General features: G+C 35.0%; 17 protein-coding genes. 3 read left to right on the forward strand and 14 right to left on the reverse strand.

Annotated elements, in window-relative coordinates; genetic code table 11:
- Positions 1-102: 102 nt before the first annotated feature.
- The 3 genes from ACWA1F_RS11375 to ACWA1F_RS11385 all read right to left on the reverse strand — a co-directional run bounded on the left by ACWA1F_RS11375 (position 103) and on the right by ACWA1F_RS11385 (position 3,076).
- Positions 103-819: a pirin family protein gene (locus ACWA1F_RS11375; protein WP_456893844.1), complete on the reverse strand. Its 717-nt coding sequence runs from the start codon at positions 817-819 to the stop codon at positions 103-105.
- A 409-nt stretch (positions 820-1,228) separates the two neighbouring features.
- On the reverse strand, positions 1,229-1,588 hold the full coding sequence (locus tag ACWA1F_RS11380) for a hypothetical protein (RefSeq protein WP_456893845.1): 360 nt from the start codon (positions 1,586-1,588) through the stop codon (positions 1,229-1,231).
- Between the two features lie 6 nt (positions 1,589-1,594).
- Entirely contained in the window at positions 1,595-3,076 is a 1,482-nt protein-coding gene (locus ACWA1F_RS11385; protein ID WP_456893846.1) for a helix-turn-helix domain-containing protein, read from the reverse strand.
- Between the two features lie 209 nt (positions 3,077-3,285).
- On the opposite strand from ACWA1F_RS11385, the gene aceB reads away from it, so the two are divergent.
- Positions 3,286-4,887 (forward strand): malate synthase A, encoded by a 1,602-nt coding sequence (gene aceB, locus ACWA1F_RS11390; RefSeq protein ID WP_456893847.1) that lies wholly within the window; start codon positions 3,286-3,288, stop codon positions 4,885-4,887.
- A 258-nt stretch (positions 4,888-5,145) separates the two neighbouring features.
- Positions 5,146-6,426, forward strand: coding sequence for an isocitrate lyase (aceA, locus tag ACWA1F_RS11395; protein WP_456893848.1), 1,281 nt, complete (start codon positions 5,146-5,148; stop codon positions 6,424-6,426).
- Positions 6,427-6,533: 107 nt separating this feature from the next.
- Here aceA and ACWA1F_RS11400 read toward each other — a convergent pair whose 3' ends face one another.
- The 8 genes from ACWA1F_RS11400 to ACWA1F_RS11435 form a co-directional block, all read right to left on the reverse strand.
- Positions 6,534-7,109, reverse strand: a complete 576-nt coding sequence (locus ACWA1F_RS11400; protein WP_066032734.1) for a Crp/Fnr family transcriptional regulator — start codon at positions 7,107-7,109, stop codon at positions 6,534-6,536.
- Positions 7,109-7,429 (reverse strand): DUF6370 family protein, encoded by a 321-nt coding sequence (locus ACWA1F_RS11405; RefSeq protein WP_456893849.1) that lies wholly within the window; start codon positions 7,427-7,429, stop codon positions 7,109-7,111. The genes ACWA1F_RS11400 and ACWA1F_RS11405 overlap by 1 nt, the downstream gene beginning before the upstream one ends.
- A 2-nt stretch (positions 7,430-7,431) precedes the next feature.
- Positions 7,432-8,592, reverse strand: a complete 1,161-nt coding sequence (gene purT / locus ACWA1F_RS11410) for a formate-dependent phosphoribosylglycinamide formyltransferase (protein WP_456893850.1) — start codon at positions 8,590-8,592, stop codon at positions 7,432-7,434.
- Positions 8,593-9,498: 906 nt separating this feature from the next.
- Positions 9,499-11,367: a peptidase U32 family protein gene (locus ACWA1F_RS11415; protein WP_456893851.1), complete on the reverse strand. Its 1,869-nt coding sequence runs from the start codon at positions 11,365-11,367 to the stop codon at positions 9,499-9,501.
- Positions 11,368-11,495: 128 nt separating this feature from the next.
- Positions 11,496-12,095 carry a hypothetical protein gene (locus tag ACWA1F_RS11420; protein WP_456893852.1) on the reverse strand — a complete coding sequence of 200 codons (600 nt, stop codon included), beginning with the start codon at positions 12,093-12,095 and terminating at the stop codon, positions 11,496-11,498.
- A gap of 133 nt (positions 12,096-12,228) precedes the next feature.
- Positions 12,229-12,684 carry a ferritin-like domain-containing protein gene (locus ACWA1F_RS11425; RefSeq protein ID WP_456893853.1) on the reverse strand — a complete coding sequence of 152 codons (456 nt, stop codon included), beginning with the start codon at positions 12,682-12,684 and terminating at the stop codon, positions 12,229-12,231.
- A 423-nt stretch (positions 12,685-13,107) separates the two neighbouring features.
- A complete protein-coding gene (locus tag ACWA1F_RS11430; protein ID WP_012023823.1) occupies positions 13,108-14,298 on the reverse strand; it encodes a pyridoxal phosphate-dependent aminotransferase in 1,191 nt (396 codons plus the stop codon).
- 77 nt (positions 14,299-14,375) lie between these two features.
- A complete protein-coding gene (locus ACWA1F_RS11435; protein ID WP_125722780.1) occupies positions 14,376-15,473 on the reverse strand; it encodes a fatty acid desaturase family protein in 1,098 nt (365 codons plus the stop codon).
- 107 nt (positions 15,474-15,580) lie between these two features.
- On the opposite strand from ACWA1F_RS11435, the gene rsmG reads away from it, so the two are divergent.
- Entirely contained in the window at positions 15,581-16,210 is a 630-nt protein-coding gene (gene rsmG / locus ACWA1F_RS11440) for a 16S rRNA (guanine(527)-N(7))-methyltransferase RsmG (protein ID WP_456893854.1), read from the forward strand.
- A 63-nt stretch (positions 16,211-16,273) separates the two neighbouring features.
- Here rsmG and ACWA1F_RS11445 read toward each other — a convergent pair whose 3' ends face one another.
- The 3 genes from ACWA1F_RS11445 to apaG all read right to left on the reverse strand — a co-directional run bounded on the left by ACWA1F_RS11445 (position 16,274) and on the right by apaG (position 19,586).
- The gene (locus ACWA1F_RS11445) at positions 16,274-17,005 is read right to left on the reverse strand and encodes a hypothetical protein (protein WP_456893855.1); all 732 of its coding nucleotides are present in this window, start codon (positions 17,003-17,005) and stop codon (positions 16,274-16,276) included.
- A gap of 415 nt (positions 17,006-17,420) precedes the next feature.
- Positions 17,421-19,046 (reverse strand): L-glutamate gamma-semialdehyde dehydrogenase, encoded by a 1,626-nt coding sequence (gene pruA, locus ACWA1F_RS11450; RefSeq protein WP_456893856.1) that lies wholly within the window; start codon positions 19,044-19,046, stop codon positions 17,421-17,423.
- Between the two features lie 153 nt (positions 19,047-19,199).
- Entirely contained in the window at positions 19,200-19,586 is a 387-nt protein-coding gene (apaG, locus tag ACWA1F_RS11455) for a Co2+/Mg2+ efflux protein ApaG (protein WP_008467225.1), read from the reverse strand.
- Positions 19,587-19,594 lie beyond the last annotated feature (8 nt).

The following is a 19,594-nucleotide window of genomic DNA, read 5'->3' on the forward strand; positions in this document are numbered from 1 at the left end:
GGCTTAAACTTTAGTAAATTACAAAAAAAAGAAACGGCAACAATCTGATTTATAGATTTATTGCCGTTTCCAAGTACAGGTATTTAATTGTTTTTGTTTGAATTAATAATTCATCGGAACATCCATTAATAAAAATTCAGCATCTGTGTTGGCTTGAATCTTAAGAGTGTTAGTTCCTGAAATTCCAACGGCATCACGGCTGTTCAATTCCTGACCGTTGATGGTTACATTTCCTTTCAAAACGAAAGCGTAAACTCCGTTTCCTTCTTTTTTGATTTTATATTCCGCAGAAACTCCAGAATCGAAATTCCCCATATTGAACCAAGCGTCTTGGTGAATCCAAACCCCTTCATCGTCTGCATTTGGAGATAAAACCTGAGACAATTTATTATGTCTGTCGGCAACATCCAAAGTAATCTGCTGGTAACGTGGCGTAACGTTTCTTTTGTTTGGAAACAGCCAAATCTGCAATAATTTAGTCTGCTGATCTGCATTTGGATTAAATTCGCTATGCTGAATTCCAGTTCCAGCGCTCATCACCTGAATGTCTCCGTTTTTGATCACCTCAGTATTTCCCATACTGTCTTTGTGAGCCAAATCTCCTTCAAGCGGAATCGTAATGATTTCCATATTATCGTGTGGATGCGTTCCAAAACCCATTCCGGCAGCAATCGTATCATCGTTTAAAACTCTCAAAGCTCCAAACTGAATTCTATCTGGATTGTACCAGCTCGCAAAACTAAAACTGTGATAAGCATTTAACCAACCGTGATTTGCATTTCCTCTTGATTCTGCTTTATGTACTACTATATTTTCCATGACTTTGTCGTTTTGTTATTTTTATAGTACAAAGATACCACCATGGTAAAGGAAAAGCACTTAATCTAGGTTAAGTTCTTAAGCAGCTAAGATTTTAAGCTACTAAGGGGCTAAGTTTTTTTGGAAGCAGAAATTTTATTTTTCAAAAGAAGTCTAGTCCCGCTATCCGTTTCAATCTTTTGTGCCGAACCCCGTCACAAAAGGATTTCCACCTCTATCGGGGCTAATTTAGAAGTTTTTGTTTTCAGGGGTATTATAGACAAGATTAACCGTTTAGTTTGTCATTCCGAGGAACGAGGAATCTTCGCAAGTAGCTCCGCAAAGTGAATTGCTAATCTTTGTCGAGTTTCTAACGGAGATTCCTCGTTCCTCGGAATGACAAAAATCACGTGGAAAGAAAGAAAATCAACTATTTTATCCTAATCAATCTCCCTTTTCCAGTCACTTCATCAAGATAATTCGCAGCAGAACTATTCTTATCATGCATATAAAATTCAATAGTATCTTTTTGAATCTGATCTTTTGGAATAGTTATAACTAAGCTAGTATTTATGAAGTTTTCCAACAATACTGCTTTGCCATAAGAAACCTTTCCTTTTGGCATGTATTTATTATCAAAAACGAACACACTATCCTTAAAAGTAATTTTATCTTTTTGGATATAAGAATTATCGTCTTCTATTAAATAATTATAACGGCCATTAAGCTTATCTGTTTTCTGATTGAAATTAAAAGAAAGCAGAATTATAATTAAAGATAAATATTTCATAAGATTCTAGCTGTATTGATTAATAAACTGCTGCACAACAGCATCGGTATTCTCATGACGTTTTTTCTTTTCCAAAACAATTGGTGGTGCGGCTCTTTCTAGGCAGTTTTCAACAGCACAAGTTTCGCAGGTAACGCCCACAATTCGTTTTACCAAAGGCTTTCCATCAATAAATTTGAATTTCTTTTTCATGGTCGGATTAATTAAAATCCCAACTGATATACTTCTAATATAATTTTCAGCAAAAGGATCTTTTGTAGCCGAAGAGAAAACCAAATATTCATTTCCGCTATTGGCATAACTCGAAATCTGTGCATCAAAAAAATGAGGTTTATTTTGACGAATTGCTTCATCAATAGTTTTAACCGAAACCCATCTTCTGCAATAATGCTCGTTGGTTTCGTTGGCGTGCGGTTCCTGCTGGTGCGTAATGTGTAATTCTTTGTTGATCTGATAAAAATCAGAATCTATCCTATGTGATAATCTCAGAAAGAAAAGGTTCTTCAGTTGAAAATCTTTTGGCAACAAATTTGTCAATCGCTGATAAAATGATTCGGGTGAAACCTGAAAACTTTCAATTAGCGAAACAAATTCTTCTGGTTTTGGATTTTCATTTTCTAGAAAAAGATTGATTTTATCTACAACCAATTTTCTCGGCAAAAGCAAAGCACCGGCAAAATAAGAAGCATAGAAATTATTCAGAACCTGATCAAAATTTTCAAACTTAATCCAGCTAAACGTCAATAAACGATCAGATATTTTGAGATAATTATAAGCAATTTCTTTGGCTAAAATAAAAGCTTTTTGTGGATCATCCAATTCGGTTGAAAGCAATAATGTTCTGCTCTTCGGAACATAAATCGAACGCAAATCGCCCAAAGCTTCCTGATCGGTAAAAGCAATTTCTTCAATTTTATACTCGTATTCTTCTTTGAGAATCGCTTCCAATTCTTCAACACTAATTTTAGAATCTAAATTAATCTGAAAAGACTTCGAAAAAGCAATTACTTTTTCTTCCAGATCTTCAAAATAATTGCTGTGCGCTTCCTGATACGAACGCAATGCAGCCAAAAAGAAACTTTCACGACTCAGATTATAATGCTGTGCAATTTCGATAATCGTACTAATAAACGCATTGACTTTTGCTGGAGCATTTGCAATAATATCAATTAAATCCGCTTCTTGAATTCCAAAAAGTTCCAGTGGAATCTCTTTTAAAATTCCAGATTTAAGGATTTCGCCAATCGGAGCGAGGTTATTATCGAGTTTTAAAGACACCATTTGGTCATAAGGCACGTCCAAATGTTCGCATAAAAGCAAAATTTTATCTGTTTTGGGATATTTTTTTCCCTTTTCAATCTCGTTTAAATACGATTTTGAAAGATTGGTCAGTTTGGCCAAACCAAAAAGGGAGAGATTCTTTTGTGAGCGAACCTGCTTCATTTTTAGCCCAAAAATCAGCTTTATATAGTCTTTTTCGATATCCATAAATCAAATGTAAACAATCTAAAAATAATCGCCAAAAAAATATTTTTTAAATTTAGCGAACGTTCGCTTGTTTTGTAAAAAACTTTTTTATAACATTGTATCGTTGAAACTTGTTAATTATGAATTAGTTATGATTTAGTGATTTTCGGCAAAACCAAAATATTGAAGAGACAATCTCTTTAATGACTTAAAAATTAAAATCTGCAGCTATGAAAAACCAATTAGAGATTACTGAAATGGCTTTAGAAATTCTGGCCGACAAAAAGCTTGCTTATCCAAAAATCTGGACAGAAGAAGCAACTGCTTTTATTATCGAATTACACAAAAGATTCGATTCGCAGCGAAAATTGTTATTGTTACAGCGTGAGCAAAAACAAACTGCTTTTGATAATGGAGTCATGCCGACTTTTATTCCAGAAACAAAAAGCGTCAGAGAAGGCAATTGGACAGCTGGAGAAACTCCGAAAGATTTATTGGATCGCCGAGTTGAAATTACTGGACCGGTTGACCGCAAAATGATTATCAATGCGTTGAATTCAGGAGCGAAAACTTTTATGGCCGATTTTGAAGACAGCACTTCACCGACTTGGCAAAATTTGATGGACGGTCAAATAAATTTAATCGATGCGGTAAACAAAACCATTACCTATACCGATTTGGTGAAACAGAAATCGTATCATTTAAAAGAGAAAACAGCTGTTTTGATTGTTCGTCCTAGAGGTCTGCATCTTCCAGAAAAACACATTTTGATTGAAGGAAATGAAGCTTCGGGATCTTTGATCGATTTTGGTTTATACGTTTTTCACAATCATAAAAGATTAATCGAAAATAATTCCGGACCGTATTTTTACATTCCGAAATTAGAACATTACTTAGAAGCGCGCTGGTGGAATTCGGTAATTGATTTTACTGAAGATTATTTGAAACTAAAAAGAGGAACGATAAAAGTGACGGTTTTAATTGAAACTATTACGGCAAGTTTTCAGCTCGACGAAATTATTTATGAATTGAAAGAACATATCGTTGGCTTAAACTGCGGACGTTGGGATTATATTTTCTCGTACATTAAAAAGTTCAGAAAAAATCCAAAATTTATTGTTCCAGATCGTGATCAGGTGACTATGACTTCGCCTTTTATGAATGCGTATTCTAATTTGGTTATTCAAAGATGTCATAAACGCGGCATTCATGCGATTGGCGGAATGGCAGCGCAGATTCCGATTAGAAATAATGAAGAAGCTAATGCCATCGCTTTCGCGAAAGTGAGAGCCGATAAAGAGCGTGAAGTTCGAAACGGACATGACGGAACTTGGGTAGCGCATCCGGATTTGGTTTCGATTGCCAAAGAAATTTTTGATAAAGGAATGCCGACGCCAAATCAGATTCATGTAAAAAGAGAAAACAGAAAAATTACAGAAGAAGATTTGATTGAACCACCAATTGGTTTGATTACCGAAAACGGTGTTCGAAAAAATATCAATGTAGGAGTTTTATATCTGGCCTCATGGCTAAACGGACAAGGAGCAGCGGCGTTGCATAATTTGATGGAAGATGCTGCCACAGCCGAAATTTCGAGATCACAGTTGTGGCAATGGCTTCAGAATAAAGTGGTTTTGGATAACGGCCGAAAATTAGATCTAGCTTATTATCACGAATTGGCTTTAGATGAATTCCAAAAAATCAAAACCGAATTGGGCGAAGAAAAACACGAAGAACAGCAATTTCCATTAGCTGAAAAAGTTTTGGAACGATTGGTTGTAAATCCTGATTTCGTTGACTTTTTGACGATTCCTTGCTACAAATATTTGTAGAAATGTTTCATCGAATACTCCTGCAAGGTTTGCGAAACCTTGTAGGTGTAATTCTTAATAAATATGGTGATACCTACAAGGTTTTGGAAACCTTGCAGGAAAGTCTAAAAAAAATCTGCAAAATCTGCGGGCGTATAATTTTTTTTCACGCAGATTTAGCAGATCAAGCAGATTAGAATGTGAATGAATAGATTTTCGCAGATTTTCTCTCAGTTTAAAACTGACCACTATTACTAACCACTCTTAACTATAACATTTATGAAAACAACAGAAGACAGAATTCAGGAATTGATTAACGATTGGATTACGAACCCAAGATGGAAAGGCGTTGAACGTCCTTATACTGCTGCAGAAGTAGTTACGCTTCAGGGTTCGTATCAAATAGAGCATTCTATTGCCAAAATAGGAGCGCAGAAATTATGGAAAAAGTTAAAAAGTCAGGATTATGTTGCCGGGTTGGGCGCTTTAACTGGAAATCAGGCGATTCAGGAAGTCGATGCTGGTTTAGAAGCGATTTATTTAAGTGGATGGCAGGTTGCTGCTGATGCGAACTTGGCGGGCGAAATGTATCCGGATCAGTCGCTTTACCCTGTAAACAGCGTTCCGATGGTAGTTAAAAAAATTAATAATGCCTTATTGCGCGCTGATCAGATTCAGACCGTGAATAATATTGAAGATAAAAAAGATTATTTAGTTCCGATTGTAGCCGATGCCGAAGCTGGTTTTGGAGGAAATTTAAATGCTTTCGAATTAATGAAATCGATGATTGAAGCTGGAGCTTCTGGAGTTCATTTTGAGGATCAATTAAGTTCAGCTAAAAAATGCGGACACTTAGGCGGGAAAGTTTTGGTGCCGACACAAGAAGCAATTAATAAACTGATTGCTGCTCGACTGGCTTCTGACGTTATGGGCGTTCCGACTTTAATTGTTGCCAGAACAGATGCCGATGCAGCCAATTTATTAACCAGCGACGCAGATCCAAGAGACCGAAAATTTATAACGGGCGAAAAAACCAGCGAAGGTTTCTTCTATGTAAACAACGGAATCGAGCAGGGAATTGCCCGCGGATTAAGTTACGCACCGTATGCTGATTTGATTTGGATGGAAACCAGTAATCCGGATTTAGATTACGCGAGAAAGTTTGCAAAGGCAATGAAAAAAGAATTCCCAGATAAAATGTTGGCATACAATTGTTCGCCATCTTTCAATTGGGCAGCGAAATTATCTGTTGCTGAAATGGAAACGTTTAGAGAAGATTTGGCTGCAATGGGTTATGCATTCCAATTCATTACGTTGGCGGGATTCCATGCTTTGAATACCAGTATGTTCGAATTGTCAAGAGCCTACAAAGAACGTGGAATGGCGGGTTATTCTGAATTGCAGGAAAGAGAATTCGCTTTTCAAAAAAACGGATTCAGAGCTGTAAAACATCAGGCTTTTGTGGGAACTTCTTATTTTGATGCCGTTCAAAATACGGTTATGCTTGGAAAATCAACTATAACTGCAATGGAACATTCTACAGAGGTGGAGCAATTTTAATTTTTTTTCCGCCACGAATTCACGAATTTTTATTCTCAATGATTGTCAAAAAATAATTCGTGAATTACTTCGTCGATTCGCTATCGCTCGGGTCGTGGCGGAAAACTTTATTTTTTCAAAAGGCGCGCTTTCATTTTACTGAAAAATTCTGGTGTTACGCCAATAAAAGAAGCGATTTGTTTTTGAGGTACTTTATGAACCAGCGTTCCGTATTTTTTAGTGAATTTCTCAAAGCGTTCTTCTGCAGGCAAACTTAAATTGTCCATTAATCTTTGCTGATTCGCAACTAAAGAATTCTCAATCAAAATTCTGAAAAAACGTTCCAGTTTTGGAATCTCCAAATACAATTGTTCCTGATTTTCTTTCGATAAAGAAACTACTTCGGCTTCTTCTAAAACTTCGATAAAAAGCTGTCCTGGTTTTTGCGAAAAATAACTGTACATATCACTCATCCACCAGCCTTCACACGCAAAAGAAAGAACATGTTCTACGATATTATCGTTGATGTTGAAACTTCTTAAAATTCCGGAATTCACAAAATACGAATGTTTACAAACTTCGCCAGCATTAAGTAAAAGTGTTTTGGCTTTGTAAGTGTTCGTTTCTAGTTTAGATAAAAAAAGCGCCTGTTCTTCTGGAGTCAGCGAAACGTGTTTGGCAATGTTTTCAAGAATTAATGCCATTATTTTTTATCGTCTATTAAAGTGAATGAAGTCGCTTTAAAACGATTTCCTTTTATTTCTCCCGTTACTAAAGCTTTACTGATGGCATTGCAAAATCCTTTTTCAGAATGTGCATCACCATGATCGTGAATGGTTGTTCCGTCAACAAAATAGCTTTTTCCGTCAATGCGAACGGCTAAATCGCAGCTATTGCCTTTCATTCCAAATTGGCATTCTCCGCATGAAGCTTCTACGATTGTTGGTTTGTCAAATTTCTTTTTGTCTTGTGCGTTTACAGCAATTCCGATAAATAGAAAAGCGGCTAGAAGTATATTTTTCATAGTTAAGAATTTACAGTTATTAATTTCGCGGTCGCTTTGGCACGCTCTGTTACTTCTTCGATTGGAGTTGCTAAAGAATCAGAACTTAAAACAACGCCCATTCTGCGATACGGTCTAGAAGTTGGTTTTCCAAAAATCCTGAAATCGGTTTTAGGCAACGCTGCTACTTTTTCGATTCCCGTAAAAGTTGGATTTGTCGAATCTTCAGATGCTAAAATTACAGCACTAGCTCCGGCTTTTTCTAAAGTAATTTCGAAAATTGGAAGACTTAAAATGGCTCTTAAATGCAATTCGAATTCGTTGAAATTCTGCGTTCCCGCCAAAGTTACCATTCCCGTATCATGCGGACGCGGCGAAAGTTCTGAGAAATAAACTCCCTCATTCGTTAAGAAAAATTCAACACCAAATAGCCCTGCACCGCCAAGCGCCTCGGTGATTTTTTCGGCCATATCCTGCGCCTCGTATAAATCTTTATCTGAAACCAAAGCCGGTTGCCAGCTTTCCTGATAATCACCTCTTTCTTGTCTGTGGCCAATTGGCGCACAAAAAAGTGTCGGATTATTATTTTGAGTAATAGTTAAAAGCGTGATTTCTGAATTGAAATTTACAAATGCTTCTACGATAACCTCGATTACATCACCACGTGAACCTGCAACGGCATATTCCCACGCTTTTAGAATATCTTCTTGGGTTTTAATTGTCGATTGTCCTTTTCCAGAAGAAGACATCAAAGGTTTTACCACACACGGAATTCCAACTTCCTGAACGGCTTTTTGCAATTCTTCTGCCGATGTTGCGTATTGATATTTGGCAGTTTTTAAGCCTAATTCTTTTGCTGCTAAATCACGAATAGCTTTACGATTCATAGTAAAGTTTGCTGCTTTCGCTGAAGGAACAACCGTAATACCTTGTTTTTCGTAATCATAAAAACGTTCGGTACGAATGGCTTCTATTTCTGGAACAATAAAATCGGGATTATGTTTGGCTACGATTCTGTCTAGCGCTTCACCGTCGAGCATATTGATTACTTCAAATCCGTGTGCGACTTGCATTGCGGGTGCGTTTTCGTAACTGTCAACTGCGATTATAGTTTGTCCGATTCGTTGTGCGGCGATAGTGAATTCTTTGCCTAATTCGCCTGAACCCAGGAGTAGTATTTTCATTTTATTGAATTTAAAGTTTGGGAGTTTTGACTCAGTTTTACAATTATTAAGCTGCTTAAAAATGTTAGAATCATTAATATAAATGATAGAAAAAGAATCATTAATAACGAAAATAATATCATGTCATAAATTTGTATTCGCAATACAACTGATATTCCGTTTATAAATTTTTCAACGATATAAATTATAAAAAGAGCTATGATTAATTTTGAACTTACTGCAAAAGAGAATTGCGAGCAAGCTTTAAAATAAGAGATTTGATTTAATGAAGTACTGATCTTTTTTGCTGATCGCCAGAAAAGAAAAACTAAAAATAAGGGAAATAATATTCCCCAAAAGATTGGATTCCAAAATAGACCGAAATCACAAATTTGGACGCATAAATCAACAAAATAGCTTTCTGAAAAGATTAATAATGGAAAAATAGAACACACCAAAAATCCTGTAATAATGGAGTATTTTATAATGCTGTTTTTGGATTCCATTGAAATTGATTTTAAAAAGTAAAGATAAATAAAATGAGAATTATTCTCACGCAGATTTTGCAGATTCAGCAGATTTAATTTTTAATAATTGAAGATTGATTTGATTTGCCTCCAGCTTTAGCTGGAGGAATAAATTGTAGAATGTAGGGCTTTAGCCAAACTTATTTTTTGGCTAAAGCCGAATTACAGATGTCTTTTGAAAACCTCCAGCTAAAGCTAGAGGCAATTGATATTATTGAAGTTTACTTTTGAAAATGAATTCTACTCGTTTTACAGTTTGCGTGAGGGATAGAAGTGGAAAGCCCGGAGCCTGACGAAGGAAGTGCGAGGACTTGTAACGGATAGCCCGACCCGCCTTTTTCTGGCGGGGCACGCCCAAAATAAAAAACCGATATTTCTTTTGAAAGTATCGGTTTGTATATTAATGATATTGATCTTCTTCAATCTCAAATTCAGCATCTTTTTCCCAGATTTCCATTTCGCAGGGTTTGCAGTTGAATTTTAGTTTGTATTCTAACTCGCCTTGTTTTAAAACTAATGGTTCTTTTACTTTAACGCCCACGATATCTTTTTGGTGAATTGGGCATTTTTTTAATTCGTATTTGATGCAATATTTTGTCGTCATTACACGAGATTTTCCTGGATCCCATTGTAATTCGAATGCTTTTTCGATTTCGGTAACACCGTGGCGTTCGTAGAATTTACGAGCAGTTTTGTTCGAAACGTTGTACATAAAATCCAATTTTGTTTCTGGATAAGGATGTGATGTTTTTACTAATTGATGTTCTTCGCGTTTGTAATTTGCCAAACGAATTTCAGACAACTGATCGAAAACATTTCTTCTCATTTCGTTGATTTTTGAAATAGGAAGGAACCAGTTTTGCGAAAATACAACATCAATTTCATCAGCGCTGTAAGGTGTAAAACCTGTTTTTGCCAATTGTGTTTTGATGTTTTCTGCGATAGATTCGCCAGTTTTAGTTTGTTCTTTAGCGTGTTCTAAAGTTACTGTGCTAATGTTTCCGTCTTCGTCGGTTGCGATTAATTCGAAACCTTTTTCGTTTTCAGTAAACAATAAAGTAGTTCCGATTTTACGGATGGCACTATCTTCTCTTTCAACAATTTTGATGAAAGCAATATCATTATTACGGTAAATAAAAGTTCCGTCTTTGATTTCTTTTAAAACGTTTGGATATACTTTTCCGTTTTCGGCTTTGTTTACATAAATTCCGTCGGCTTCATTGTTTTCGTTGATAAAACAAAGTCCGTCGCCGTTGTTTAGTAATTCGCCGTTTTCAATTTCGTAAGCGTCTCCGATAGTTCGGATTAATTTACCAATATATTGTCCTTTTGATTTTGGACTTTCCCAAGAACCAATGCTTTTATCTCTGTCATTAACGAAATAATCGGTATAACCGCGATTGAAAGTTCTGCTTAAAGAAGAATCAAAAGTGTAGGTGCATTTTCCAGAAGAAGCTTTAATGTATTTATCGCTTCCTTCTAAATAACGGTCTAATTTCTGACGAAGATAAGATACGTTATTTTTAACGTAAGCCACATCTTTAAGACGGCCTTCGATTTTGAAAGAAACAATCCCAGCTTCAATCAAATTCGGAATCTGGTCTGAAACATCTAAATCTTTTATAGAAAGCAAGTGACTGTTTTTGATTAAAGTATCTCCGTTTCCGTCGATTAAGTTGTATGGTAAACGACAGTTTTGAGCACAAGAACCACGGTTGGCGCTTCTTTCTCCGTTTGCCACACTCATATAACAGTTTCCGCTGAAAGAAACACAAAGTGCTCCAGTAACGAAAAATTCTAGCTCTACATCGGCATGGTCGTAGATTGTTTTAATTTGATGCAAGTTCAATTCACGCGCTAAAACCACACGTTTGATTCCGGCATCTTTTAAGAATTTGATTTTATCAGCATCACGATTGTTAGCTTGTGTACTGGCATGAAGAACGATAGGAGGCAAGTCCATTTCCATAATCGCCATGTCCTGAATAATCAAGGCATCAACACCAATGCCGTATAGTTCCCAAATCATAGCACGACACGTATCTAATTCGTTGTCGTACAAAATGGTATTCATTACAACAAAAACTTGAGCGTTAAATAAGTGTGCATATTTTACCAATGCCGCAACATCTTCAATAGAATTGTTCGCATTAGATCGTGCTCCAAATTGTGGTGCACCAATATATACAGCATCGGCACCGCTGTTTATGGCAGCCATTCCGCCAATTAAATCTCTAGCTGGAGCTAATATTTCAATTTTCTTCTTCATTTCTAAAACTTTAGCCTTTTGTGGTATTCACGGAAAAAAGTGTGCAAAGGTCTAATAAATTATTTGAGTTTGCTAGAGATGAGGCGATTTTTTTGAAATTGTTAACTTAATTATTCAATGAGGTATTTTTACAAATAATCTGTGTCGTTATTTAAGTTGTTATAATTCCTTGCAAAATTAAGTTGAGCTTCCCAATAACTTTCTTCTTTTAAATTTTGATATTGATTTAATAATGGAAGGATTATTTTATGAAACTGTCCTTTTATTAATTTAAATTGATTTACATTTTCAATATAAAATCGGTATTTAAATTTTTCTCCGTTTTCGATGAAATTGATTGTGTTTTCAAACCCATTATAAGAAGATCTATTATTTCGTGAAGATAATCTTCCGTTGTAAGCATAGATATTTATTTCAATTTCTTCCAGATTGTTCCATCGATATATTGTAGATTCCTGATTTTTGCTTATTTCAATACCGTTTTCAGAAAAACTGATTAGTATATCTTTTTGTATAATTCCTGAAGGAAGAAATTTATTTTTTGTGATAGTATTAAAGATTCTAAATCCAATAAATCCAACAATCATGCTAAGGCAATAAATAGGTTGCTTAGTGTTTATTCCATAAATAAAAGGCACGAAGATTATTAAAGTTAAAAGAATAGCAACGAAAGCTTCTGCTATACTGGGCTTTTGATAAATGGCAACTGGAAATTTTTGCTTGTCCATCTTTTTTAACTTATTTAATATTTGATTGAATCAAGCCAAATTTATTAAATTTTAGTTTATGGAATATAGCTAAAAAAAACCACCCAACCCGAAGGTTAAAGTGGTTTTCAAAAAAAAAGCATGAATCGATCGATTAATTTGCTCTCATTTTAATTTGTGATAAAGTATTTTGAATACTATTCAATTGTTTTGAAACGATGTAAATCTGATCGTGTTCTAAATGGTTTTCTTCGAGTGCCATTTTGTATTTTTCAATCGCGGCCTCTTCACCAGTAACGCAGGCATTTATAATGGCTTCTGTATCGCCTCCTGTGAAAGCAGATTTGATATCAATCCAAGTTCTGTGTAATGCGCCAAGCGGTCCTCCACCTGAGTTGTCTGTCGATTTTCCTAGTTTATTGATTTGATTTTGAAGTTCTACAATAAATAAGGCTCTTTCGCGGGCATATTCAAGAAAATCACTTCTCATTGCAGCGTTTTCTACGTGTTCTGCCGCATTTGTATATCCTAGTTTTCCATCTTCAAGAATAGAAATTAATCCTTCTAGTGTTTTAATTGTTTCTGTTGTGGTTTCATCTGCATGTATCATAACATATAATTTTTTGAAATTAATATGTTACAAAGTTTGCAATTATAAAACGCTTTGTTTTACAGGATTACACTTGATATTTTACAATATTGTAGAATGGGAATTTTGAAAGATGATTTTTTTAGCCACGACTCGAGAGATAGCGAACTGGCGAAGTAAATTCACGAATTATGCAAATTATTCGATTGAGAGTTTAAATAGCAAATTGCACCAATTTTAGATGCGTACAGTTTTTTGAAAATGACACTTCTAATATACCGTTTTGCGTGAGGGATAGGAGCGATATCCTTTTATGGCGGGGTTCGCCATAAAAGATATAGCGGATAGCCCGGCCCTTGGGACACGCCCATAAAAAAACAGCTTAAAGTATAAAAGTGATGAAACTTTTGAACCTTAAGCCGTTTAGTAAAACTTAGAATATTGTTATGCAGTCAAAGCTTCTTTGATTCTGCGTAATGCTTCTTTTAAAATATCGTTGCTTGTTGCGTAAGAGAAACGAATACAGTTTGGATTTCCAAAAGCGTCTCCTGTTACAGTTGCTACGTTTGCTTCTGCTAAAAGATACATCGAAACGTCGTTTGCATCTTTAATTTCGTGTCCTTTTAATGTTTTTCCGAAGAAAGAAGAAACGTCTGGGAATACGTAGAATGCACCTTCTGGAACGTTGATTTTTACTCCAGGGATTTCTTTTAATAACCCAACTACTAAATCTCTACGACCGTGGAAAGCTTGAACCATTTCGTTCAAAACGCTTGGATCTGCATCTACAGCTGTAATAGTAGCTCTTTGTGCTACAGAGTTTGCTCCAGATGTTACTTGTCCTTGAATTTTTGTACACGCTTTAGCGATAAATTCTGGAGCTCCGATATAACCGATTCTGTATCCTGTCATAGCAAATGCTTTTGCCACTCCGTTTACAGTGATTGTTTTTTCTAACATTCCTGGGATAGAACCAATACTGCAGAAAGTTCCAGAGAAATTAATGTGCTCATAGATTTCGTCTGCAACTACGTAAATGTTTGGGTGTTTTTCTAATACTTTAGCTAAAGCTGTTAATTCTTCTCTGCTGTAAACAGATCCAGATGGATTACATGGAGAAGAGAACCACATCATTTTTGTTTTTGGCGTGATTGCAGCTTCTAATTGCTCTGGAGTAATTTTAAAATCTGTTTCAACAGAAGTCGGAACTTCAACAGGAACTCCGCCTGAAAGTTTTACGATTTCGAAATAAGAAACCCAGTATGGTGCTGGTAAAATAACCTCGTCACCATCGTTTAACATTACTTGCGCAATGTTGTATAAAGATTGTTTTGCTCCTGTAGAAACTACGATTTGAGATGGTTTGTACTCTAAATCATTGTCTCTTTTGAATTTTCTGCAGATAGCCTCTTTTAAATCTTGGTATCCGTCAACAGGAGAATATGTACTGTAATTATCGTCGATTGCTTTTTTTGCAGCTTCTTTAATAAAGTCAGGTGTATTAAAATCTGGCTCACCTAAACTTAAGCTGATAATGTCTTTTCCTTGTGCTTTCAATTCGCGTGCTAAAGCCGCCATTGCTAATGTTTGCGAAGTCGCTAAGTTGTTGATTCTGTCCGAAAGAATATGATTCATTATAAAATTTTTGAATGTCCTTAAATTGCTGTGTTGTTTTAAGGAAGGTTAATTATTAATAGATTTTCTTTTAGTTTTTAGACTGATAATTCTGGTTTCATACCCAAATCACGTAAATGCTTAAAGTGAGCGATAACAGCACTTCGCATTGTTTTGTATTCGTAGTAAGGCAAATTGCATTCCTTTGCAGTTTCTTTTACGATTTTTGCAATTTTACCATAATGAATGTGACTGATATTTGGGAAAATGTGATGCTCGATCTGATGGTTTAATCCGCCGGTGTACCAGTTTACGATTGCATTTTTTGGTGCAAAATTGGTCGTTGTGTACAATTGGTGAATAGCCCATGTATTGTCCATTTCTCCTAATTCATTTGGAGTTGGATTTGTAGTATGATCTACAACGTGTGCTAATTGAAATACTACACTTAAGATTAATCCTGCAGTATAATGCATTACAAAAAATCCTAAAAGTACTTTCCACCATGTAATTCCAATTGCCATTGGTAAAACAATCCAAATCGAAAGGTAAATGATTTTTGTAATTACTAAAGTTGTCCAAAGAATTTTCGGGCTTTTTGGTTCTCCGTAAGATAATTTTCTTTTCAGGTAATTACGCATCTGTTTAAAATCGGTAGTAATAGCCCAGTTAAAAGTTAATAAACCGTATAAGAAAACAGAGTAGTAATGTTGAAAACGGTGAAAACGGTGCCATTCAGCATGTTCTGTAAAACGAATAATTCGTCCTGCATCAAGATCTTCGTCATGACCAGGAATATTAGTATAAGTATGGTGCAAAACATTATGCTGTACTTGCCAGTTGTAAACATTTCCTGCTAGAACGTAAATTGTTCCGCCCATGAATTTATTGATCCAGTTTTTAGTTGAATAGGATCCGTGATTTCCGTCATGCATCACATTCATTCCTACACCCGCCATTCCAATTCCGATTACGATCGATAAAAGGAGCATTACCCAAAACGGCATCTCAAGCGTAAGGATTAAAAAGTATGGAGTTAAAAAAACAGCAAAAAGAATAACAGCTTTTAAATGCAACTGCCAATTTCCGGTTTTCTTTATATTATTTTCTTTAAAGTAATTGTTAACGCGAGAGTTAAGCGTTCTAAAAAACTTTAAATTGTCTTGCCTTGCAAAAGTTGGAGCAGTGTTATTCATAATTAATTTAAATAGTTTTCAAAGGTAATTATTATAAATTTTCAATTTGCAAAATTGAGTTAAATATTTCAATCGTAAAGTAGTACTTTTGTTAAAAAATTAGAGCAATGGATGAGATATTGAAATATTTTCCAAATTTGACCGATCTTCAAATAGAACAATTTCAAAAATTAGACTTTTTATACCACGATTGGAATGAAAAAATCAATGTTATTTCGCGTAAAGACATCGATTCATTATATACAAAACACATTTTGCATTCATTAGGAATTGCTAAGGTTATGAAATTCGAACCTGGAACAACAGTTTTAGATGTTGGAACAGGCGGAGGTTTTCCTGGAATTCCGTTAGCGATTCTTTTTCCTGAAACCCGTTTTTATTTGATTGATGTTATTGCCAAAAAAATAAAAGTAGTTCAAGGTGTTGTTGATGCATTAGAATTAAAGAACGTAAAAGCAGAGCAAAAGCGTGCCGAACTGGTAAAAGGCGATTTCGATTTTATTGTAAGCCGTGCAGTAACCAATATGCCAGATTTTGTTTCTTGGATAAAAGATAAAATTAAGAAACAGCACAAGCATAAACTTAAAAATGGAATTCTATATTTAAAAGGCGGTGATTTGGCGGAAGAATTAAAAGATTTTCCTAATGCCACACTATACGATCTAGCTGATTTTTTTGAGGATGAATTTTTTGAAACAAAAAAAGTGGTTCACCTTCCTTTAAAATTTAAGCCTTAAATCAAATAACCCGATTAGATTTTTAATCGGGTTATTTTTTTGAACTAAAAACCAACCGTTAAATTAGGAAGCCTTTTTTGTGAAATCTAAAAAGCTATTCGCTTTAAGGTTTAAATTGTCAATGAAACCATGAATTGCATCTTCTGCAGCTTCGACAGAATATTCAAAATTCTCATCAAAGAAAAATTCTCTGCAAATTAAAGGTTCGTGTGATGAATCGTAAACAGCCTCATCGCTTTCGTCTAAGTTGTCATTTCTGTATGGGTTAGGGTGAGAATGAGTTAAACTGACAACAGTCTGCGCAAACCAATTGTCGAATTTTTTCTTTTTTGGTGTGATGTGACGCGCTAACAATACCAATCCGATAAGGTCATTTTGTAAAAAATAAGAACCTTTTCGATATCTAACATCTATCATTCTTACGTTCATTAGTGCAATCCATAATGCGCCGTTTACGCAACCAGCAGCAGGCACTTCAAAATCGGTATCAAATAATAGCGGATTAGTCTGTTCGCGATTATTTATAGAACACCAAAGAGCCTCAATGCGTTTTTGTGTGTCATTTACGATTTGGCTGTAACCCGTAAAACGCCAGTAAATCCATTCTAATAAGGCTGCAGTCAAACCAATTGAGCCTTTATGATTGATCTGCATTAAGGTATATTCAAGATCTTCGTTTCCTTCAATAGGATCCAAAAGGTTATTGATTTTCTTTTTCGTCCATTTATAATCAATAGCATGGCCGATACTCTTGCATTCCATTATGATTTTAGGAACATTATTTAAATTTCTCATACGTATGTAGTTAGTTTTTATTAAATCTTTTAATGTTGTTTAATATTGAAACAAATTTATACGGATGAGTTTTTTTTGAAAGCAACAAGAAGTTTTTAAAATATCAGAATAAGGTATTTGCGGCTTTTAAAGTATTGATTCTCAAAAGAATAAGAAAAGTATTACAAATAGTATATTTGAAATATTCTTGTAAGATTATATATTTTTATGCAATTAAAAATTTTTCTTATTTAAGAATCTTATTTATAGTGTTTTAGGTTTTTAAATGTTATTCTATTACTTATTAATTTTTCATTCAATAAAAAGGTCTTACCATTATTTTAAAAAATGAAAAAGCAAAAGCCGAAATCTTCAATAGAAGTTCCGGCTTTTTATATAATTTAAAATCTGAATTCTAAAATCTAAAATCAGAATATTAACCTAAGAAAGGATATCTGTAATCTTCTGGGGTTACAAAAGTTTCTTTGATAGTTCTTGGAGAAGCCCAACGTAACAAGTTCAATGCAGAACCCGCTTTATCATTAGTTCCAGAAGCTCTTGCTCCACCAAATGGCTGCATTCCTACAACCGCTCCAGTTGGTTTGTCGTTAATATAGAAGTTACCTGCAGCGTTTTGCAATTTAGTTGTAGCAACTTCAATAGCATAACGGTCTTGGCTAAATACAGCTCCTGTTAAAGCATACTCAGAAGTAGTATCAACTAGTTCAAGAGTTTCTTCCCATTTTGCATCTTCATAAACATAAATAGTGATAACTGGTCCGAACAACTCAGTTTCCATTGTAGTGTATTTTGGATTTGTAGTTACAATAACGGTTGGCTCAATAAAGTAACCTACAGATTTATCGTAATTTCCTCCAATGATGATTTCTGCATCAGCATCTTTTTTAGCCTGATCGATATAACTAGCTAATTTGTCAAAAGAACCTTCGTGAATAACTGCTGTAATGAAATTTCCAAAATCTTCTGGAGAACCCATTTTCATAGATTTTACATCAGCAATTAATTGCTCTTTTACGGCTGGCCATAAACTTTGTGGAATATAAGCTCTAGAAGCTGCAGAACATTTTTGTCCTTGGAATTCAAATGCTCCACGAGTGATTCCTGTAACCACTTGTTTTACGTTTGCGCTTGGGTGAGCAATGATAAAATCTTTACCTCCAGTTTCACCAACAATTCTTGGATATGTTTTATAATTGTGAATGTTTGCTCCAATTTTAGCCCAAATATCTTTAAATACATGAGTTGATCCAGTAAAGTGAACACCAGCAAAATCACGGCTAGCTAAAACAGTATCTGTAATCATTAAAGCATCTCCGAAAACTACGTTGATAACTCCGTCTGGAACTCCAGCTTCTTTGAAAACGTCAAGAATAATTTTTGTTGAAAACACTTGGCTATCACTTGGTTTCCAGATTACAACGTTACCCATCATAGCAGCACTTGCAGGAAGATTTGCAGCGATAGCAGTAAAGTTAAATGGAGTAATTGCGTAAACAAAACCTTCTAAAGGTCTGTATTCAACACGGTTCCAAACTGTAGAATCTGATTTTGGCTGATCGTTGTAGATTTGAGTCATAAACTCAACATTGTAACGTAAAAAGTCGATTAGCTCACAAGAAGCATCGATTTCTGCCTGGTGGATATTTTTAGACTGACCAATCATTGTAGCAGCGTTAATACGAGCTCTGTATGGTCCTGCGATAAGTTCAGCAGCTTTTAAGAAAATAGCAGCACGCTGTTCCCATGCCATGTTTGCCCATGCTTTTCTTGATTCAAGTGCATTAGCAATTGCTTTTTCAATATGTTGTTTTTCAGCTAGATGATATTTTCCAACTACGTGCTGGTGATCATGAGGAGCTGTAATGTTTCTTGTGTTTCCAGTTCTAATTTCTTCGCTTCCAATATGTAAAGGAACGTCAATTTGAGAATTCCACATTGTGGTATAAGCAGCCTGAACAGCAGCTTTTTCTGGTGAGTTTGGTGCGTAGCTTTTTACAGGCTCGTTTACCGCTTTTGGTACATGAAAAAATCCTTTAAGCATGTTATTTAAAATTTGTGAATTAGACAATTTAAAGTCAGACGATTTGTTTTGTTACGAATAATCTAACGTTGCACAAAAGTACAAAGGATAAATTAATAAATTGACAAATTTATGATTAAGATAACGATAAAAGCTATAGATGTAAACTATATCTTAATTTAATGCAAAAGGAGCACACATTCTAAAAGTAGGAACAATAACTTTGAATGTTTTTGTTGTAGTAAAATTGATCATATTAAAATGACCTTTCATGGCTCCGTAAGGAGATGATAATAAACAGCCAGAACTGTAAGTGTGGTTTTCGCCAGGTTTTAAAACTGGTTTTTTACCAATTACGCCTTCACCATCTACAACTTCTAAATCATTTAAAGAATCAAAAATTTCCCAGTGGCGAGAAGTCAACTGAACAGAATCTTTACTGTGATTTTCGATGGTAACTACGTAGCTAAAAGCAAAATGAATCTTGTAGTTTTTGAAGTATGTACCTTCAAAACTAGTCAAAACAGATATTTTTATGCCTCGTGTAATTTGAGAAACCATACTAACGC

Source organism: Flavobacterium erigeronis (assembly GCF_054075165.1).

Bases quoted from the DNA above. Each gene is read 5' to 3' on its own strand.
- ACWA1F_RS11375 (WP_456893844.1), bottom strand. From the start codon at position 819: ATGGAAAATATAGTAGTACATAAAGCAGAATCAAGAGGAAATGCAAAT.
- ACWA1F_RS11380 (WP_456893845.1), bottom strand. From the start codon at position 1,588: ATGAAATATTTATCTTTAATTATAATTCTGCTTTCTTTTAATTTCAAT.
- ACWA1F_RS11385 (WP_456893846.1), bottom strand. From the start codon at position 3,076: ATGGATATCGAAAAAGACTATATAAAGCTGATTTTTGGGCTAAAAATG.
- aceB (WP_456893847.1), top strand. From the start codon at position 3,286: ATGAAAAACCAATTAGAGATTACTGAAATGGCTTTAGAAATTCTGGCC.
- aceA (WP_456893848.1), top strand. From the start codon at position 5,146: ATGAAAACAACAGAAGACAGAATTCAGGAATTGATTAACGATTGGATT.
- ACWA1F_RS11400 (WP_066032734.1), bottom strand. From the start codon at position 7,109: ATGGCATTAATTCTTGAAAACATTGCCAAACACGTTTCGCTGACTCCA.
- ACWA1F_RS11405 (WP_456893849.1), bottom strand. From the start codon at position 7,429: ATGAAAAATATACTTCTAGCCGCTTTTCTATTTATCGGAATTGCTGTA.
- purT (WP_456893850.1), bottom strand. From the start codon at position 8,592: ATGAAAATACTACTCCTGGGTTCAGGCGAATTAGGCAAAGAATTCACT.
- ACWA1F_RS11415 (WP_456893851.1), bottom strand. From the start codon at position 11,367: ATGAAGAAGAAAATTGAAATATTAGCTCCAGCTAGAGATTTAATTGGC.
- ACWA1F_RS11420 (WP_456893852.1), bottom strand. From the start codon at position 12,095: ATGGACAAGCAAAAATTTCCAGTTGCCATTTATCAAAAGCCCAGTATA.
- ACWA1F_RS11425 (WP_456893853.1), bottom strand. From the start codon at position 12,684: ATGATACATGCAGATGAAACCACAACAGAAACAATTAAAACACTAGAA.
- ACWA1F_RS11430 (WP_012023823.1), bottom strand. From the start codon at position 14,298: ATGAATCATATTCTTTCGGACAGAATCAACAACTTAGCGACTTCGCAA.
- ACWA1F_RS11435 (WP_125722780.1), bottom strand. From the start codon at position 15,473: ATGAATAACACTGCTCCAACTTTTGCAAGGCAAGACAATTTAAAGTTT.
- rsmG (WP_456893854.1), top strand. From the start codon at position 15,581: ATGGATGAGATATTGAAATATTTTCCAAATTTGACCGATCTTCAAATA.
- ACWA1F_RS11445 (WP_456893855.1), bottom strand. From the start codon at position 17,005: ATGAGAAATTTAAATAATGTTCCTAAAATCATAATGGAATGCAAGAGT.
- pruA (WP_456893856.1), bottom strand. From the start codon at position 19,046: ATGCTTAAAGGATTTTTTCATGTACCAAAAGCGGTAAACGAGCCTGTA.
- apaG (WP_008467225.1), bottom strand. From the start codon at position 19,586: ATGGTTTCTCAAATTACACGAGGCATAAAAATATCTGTTTTGACTAGT.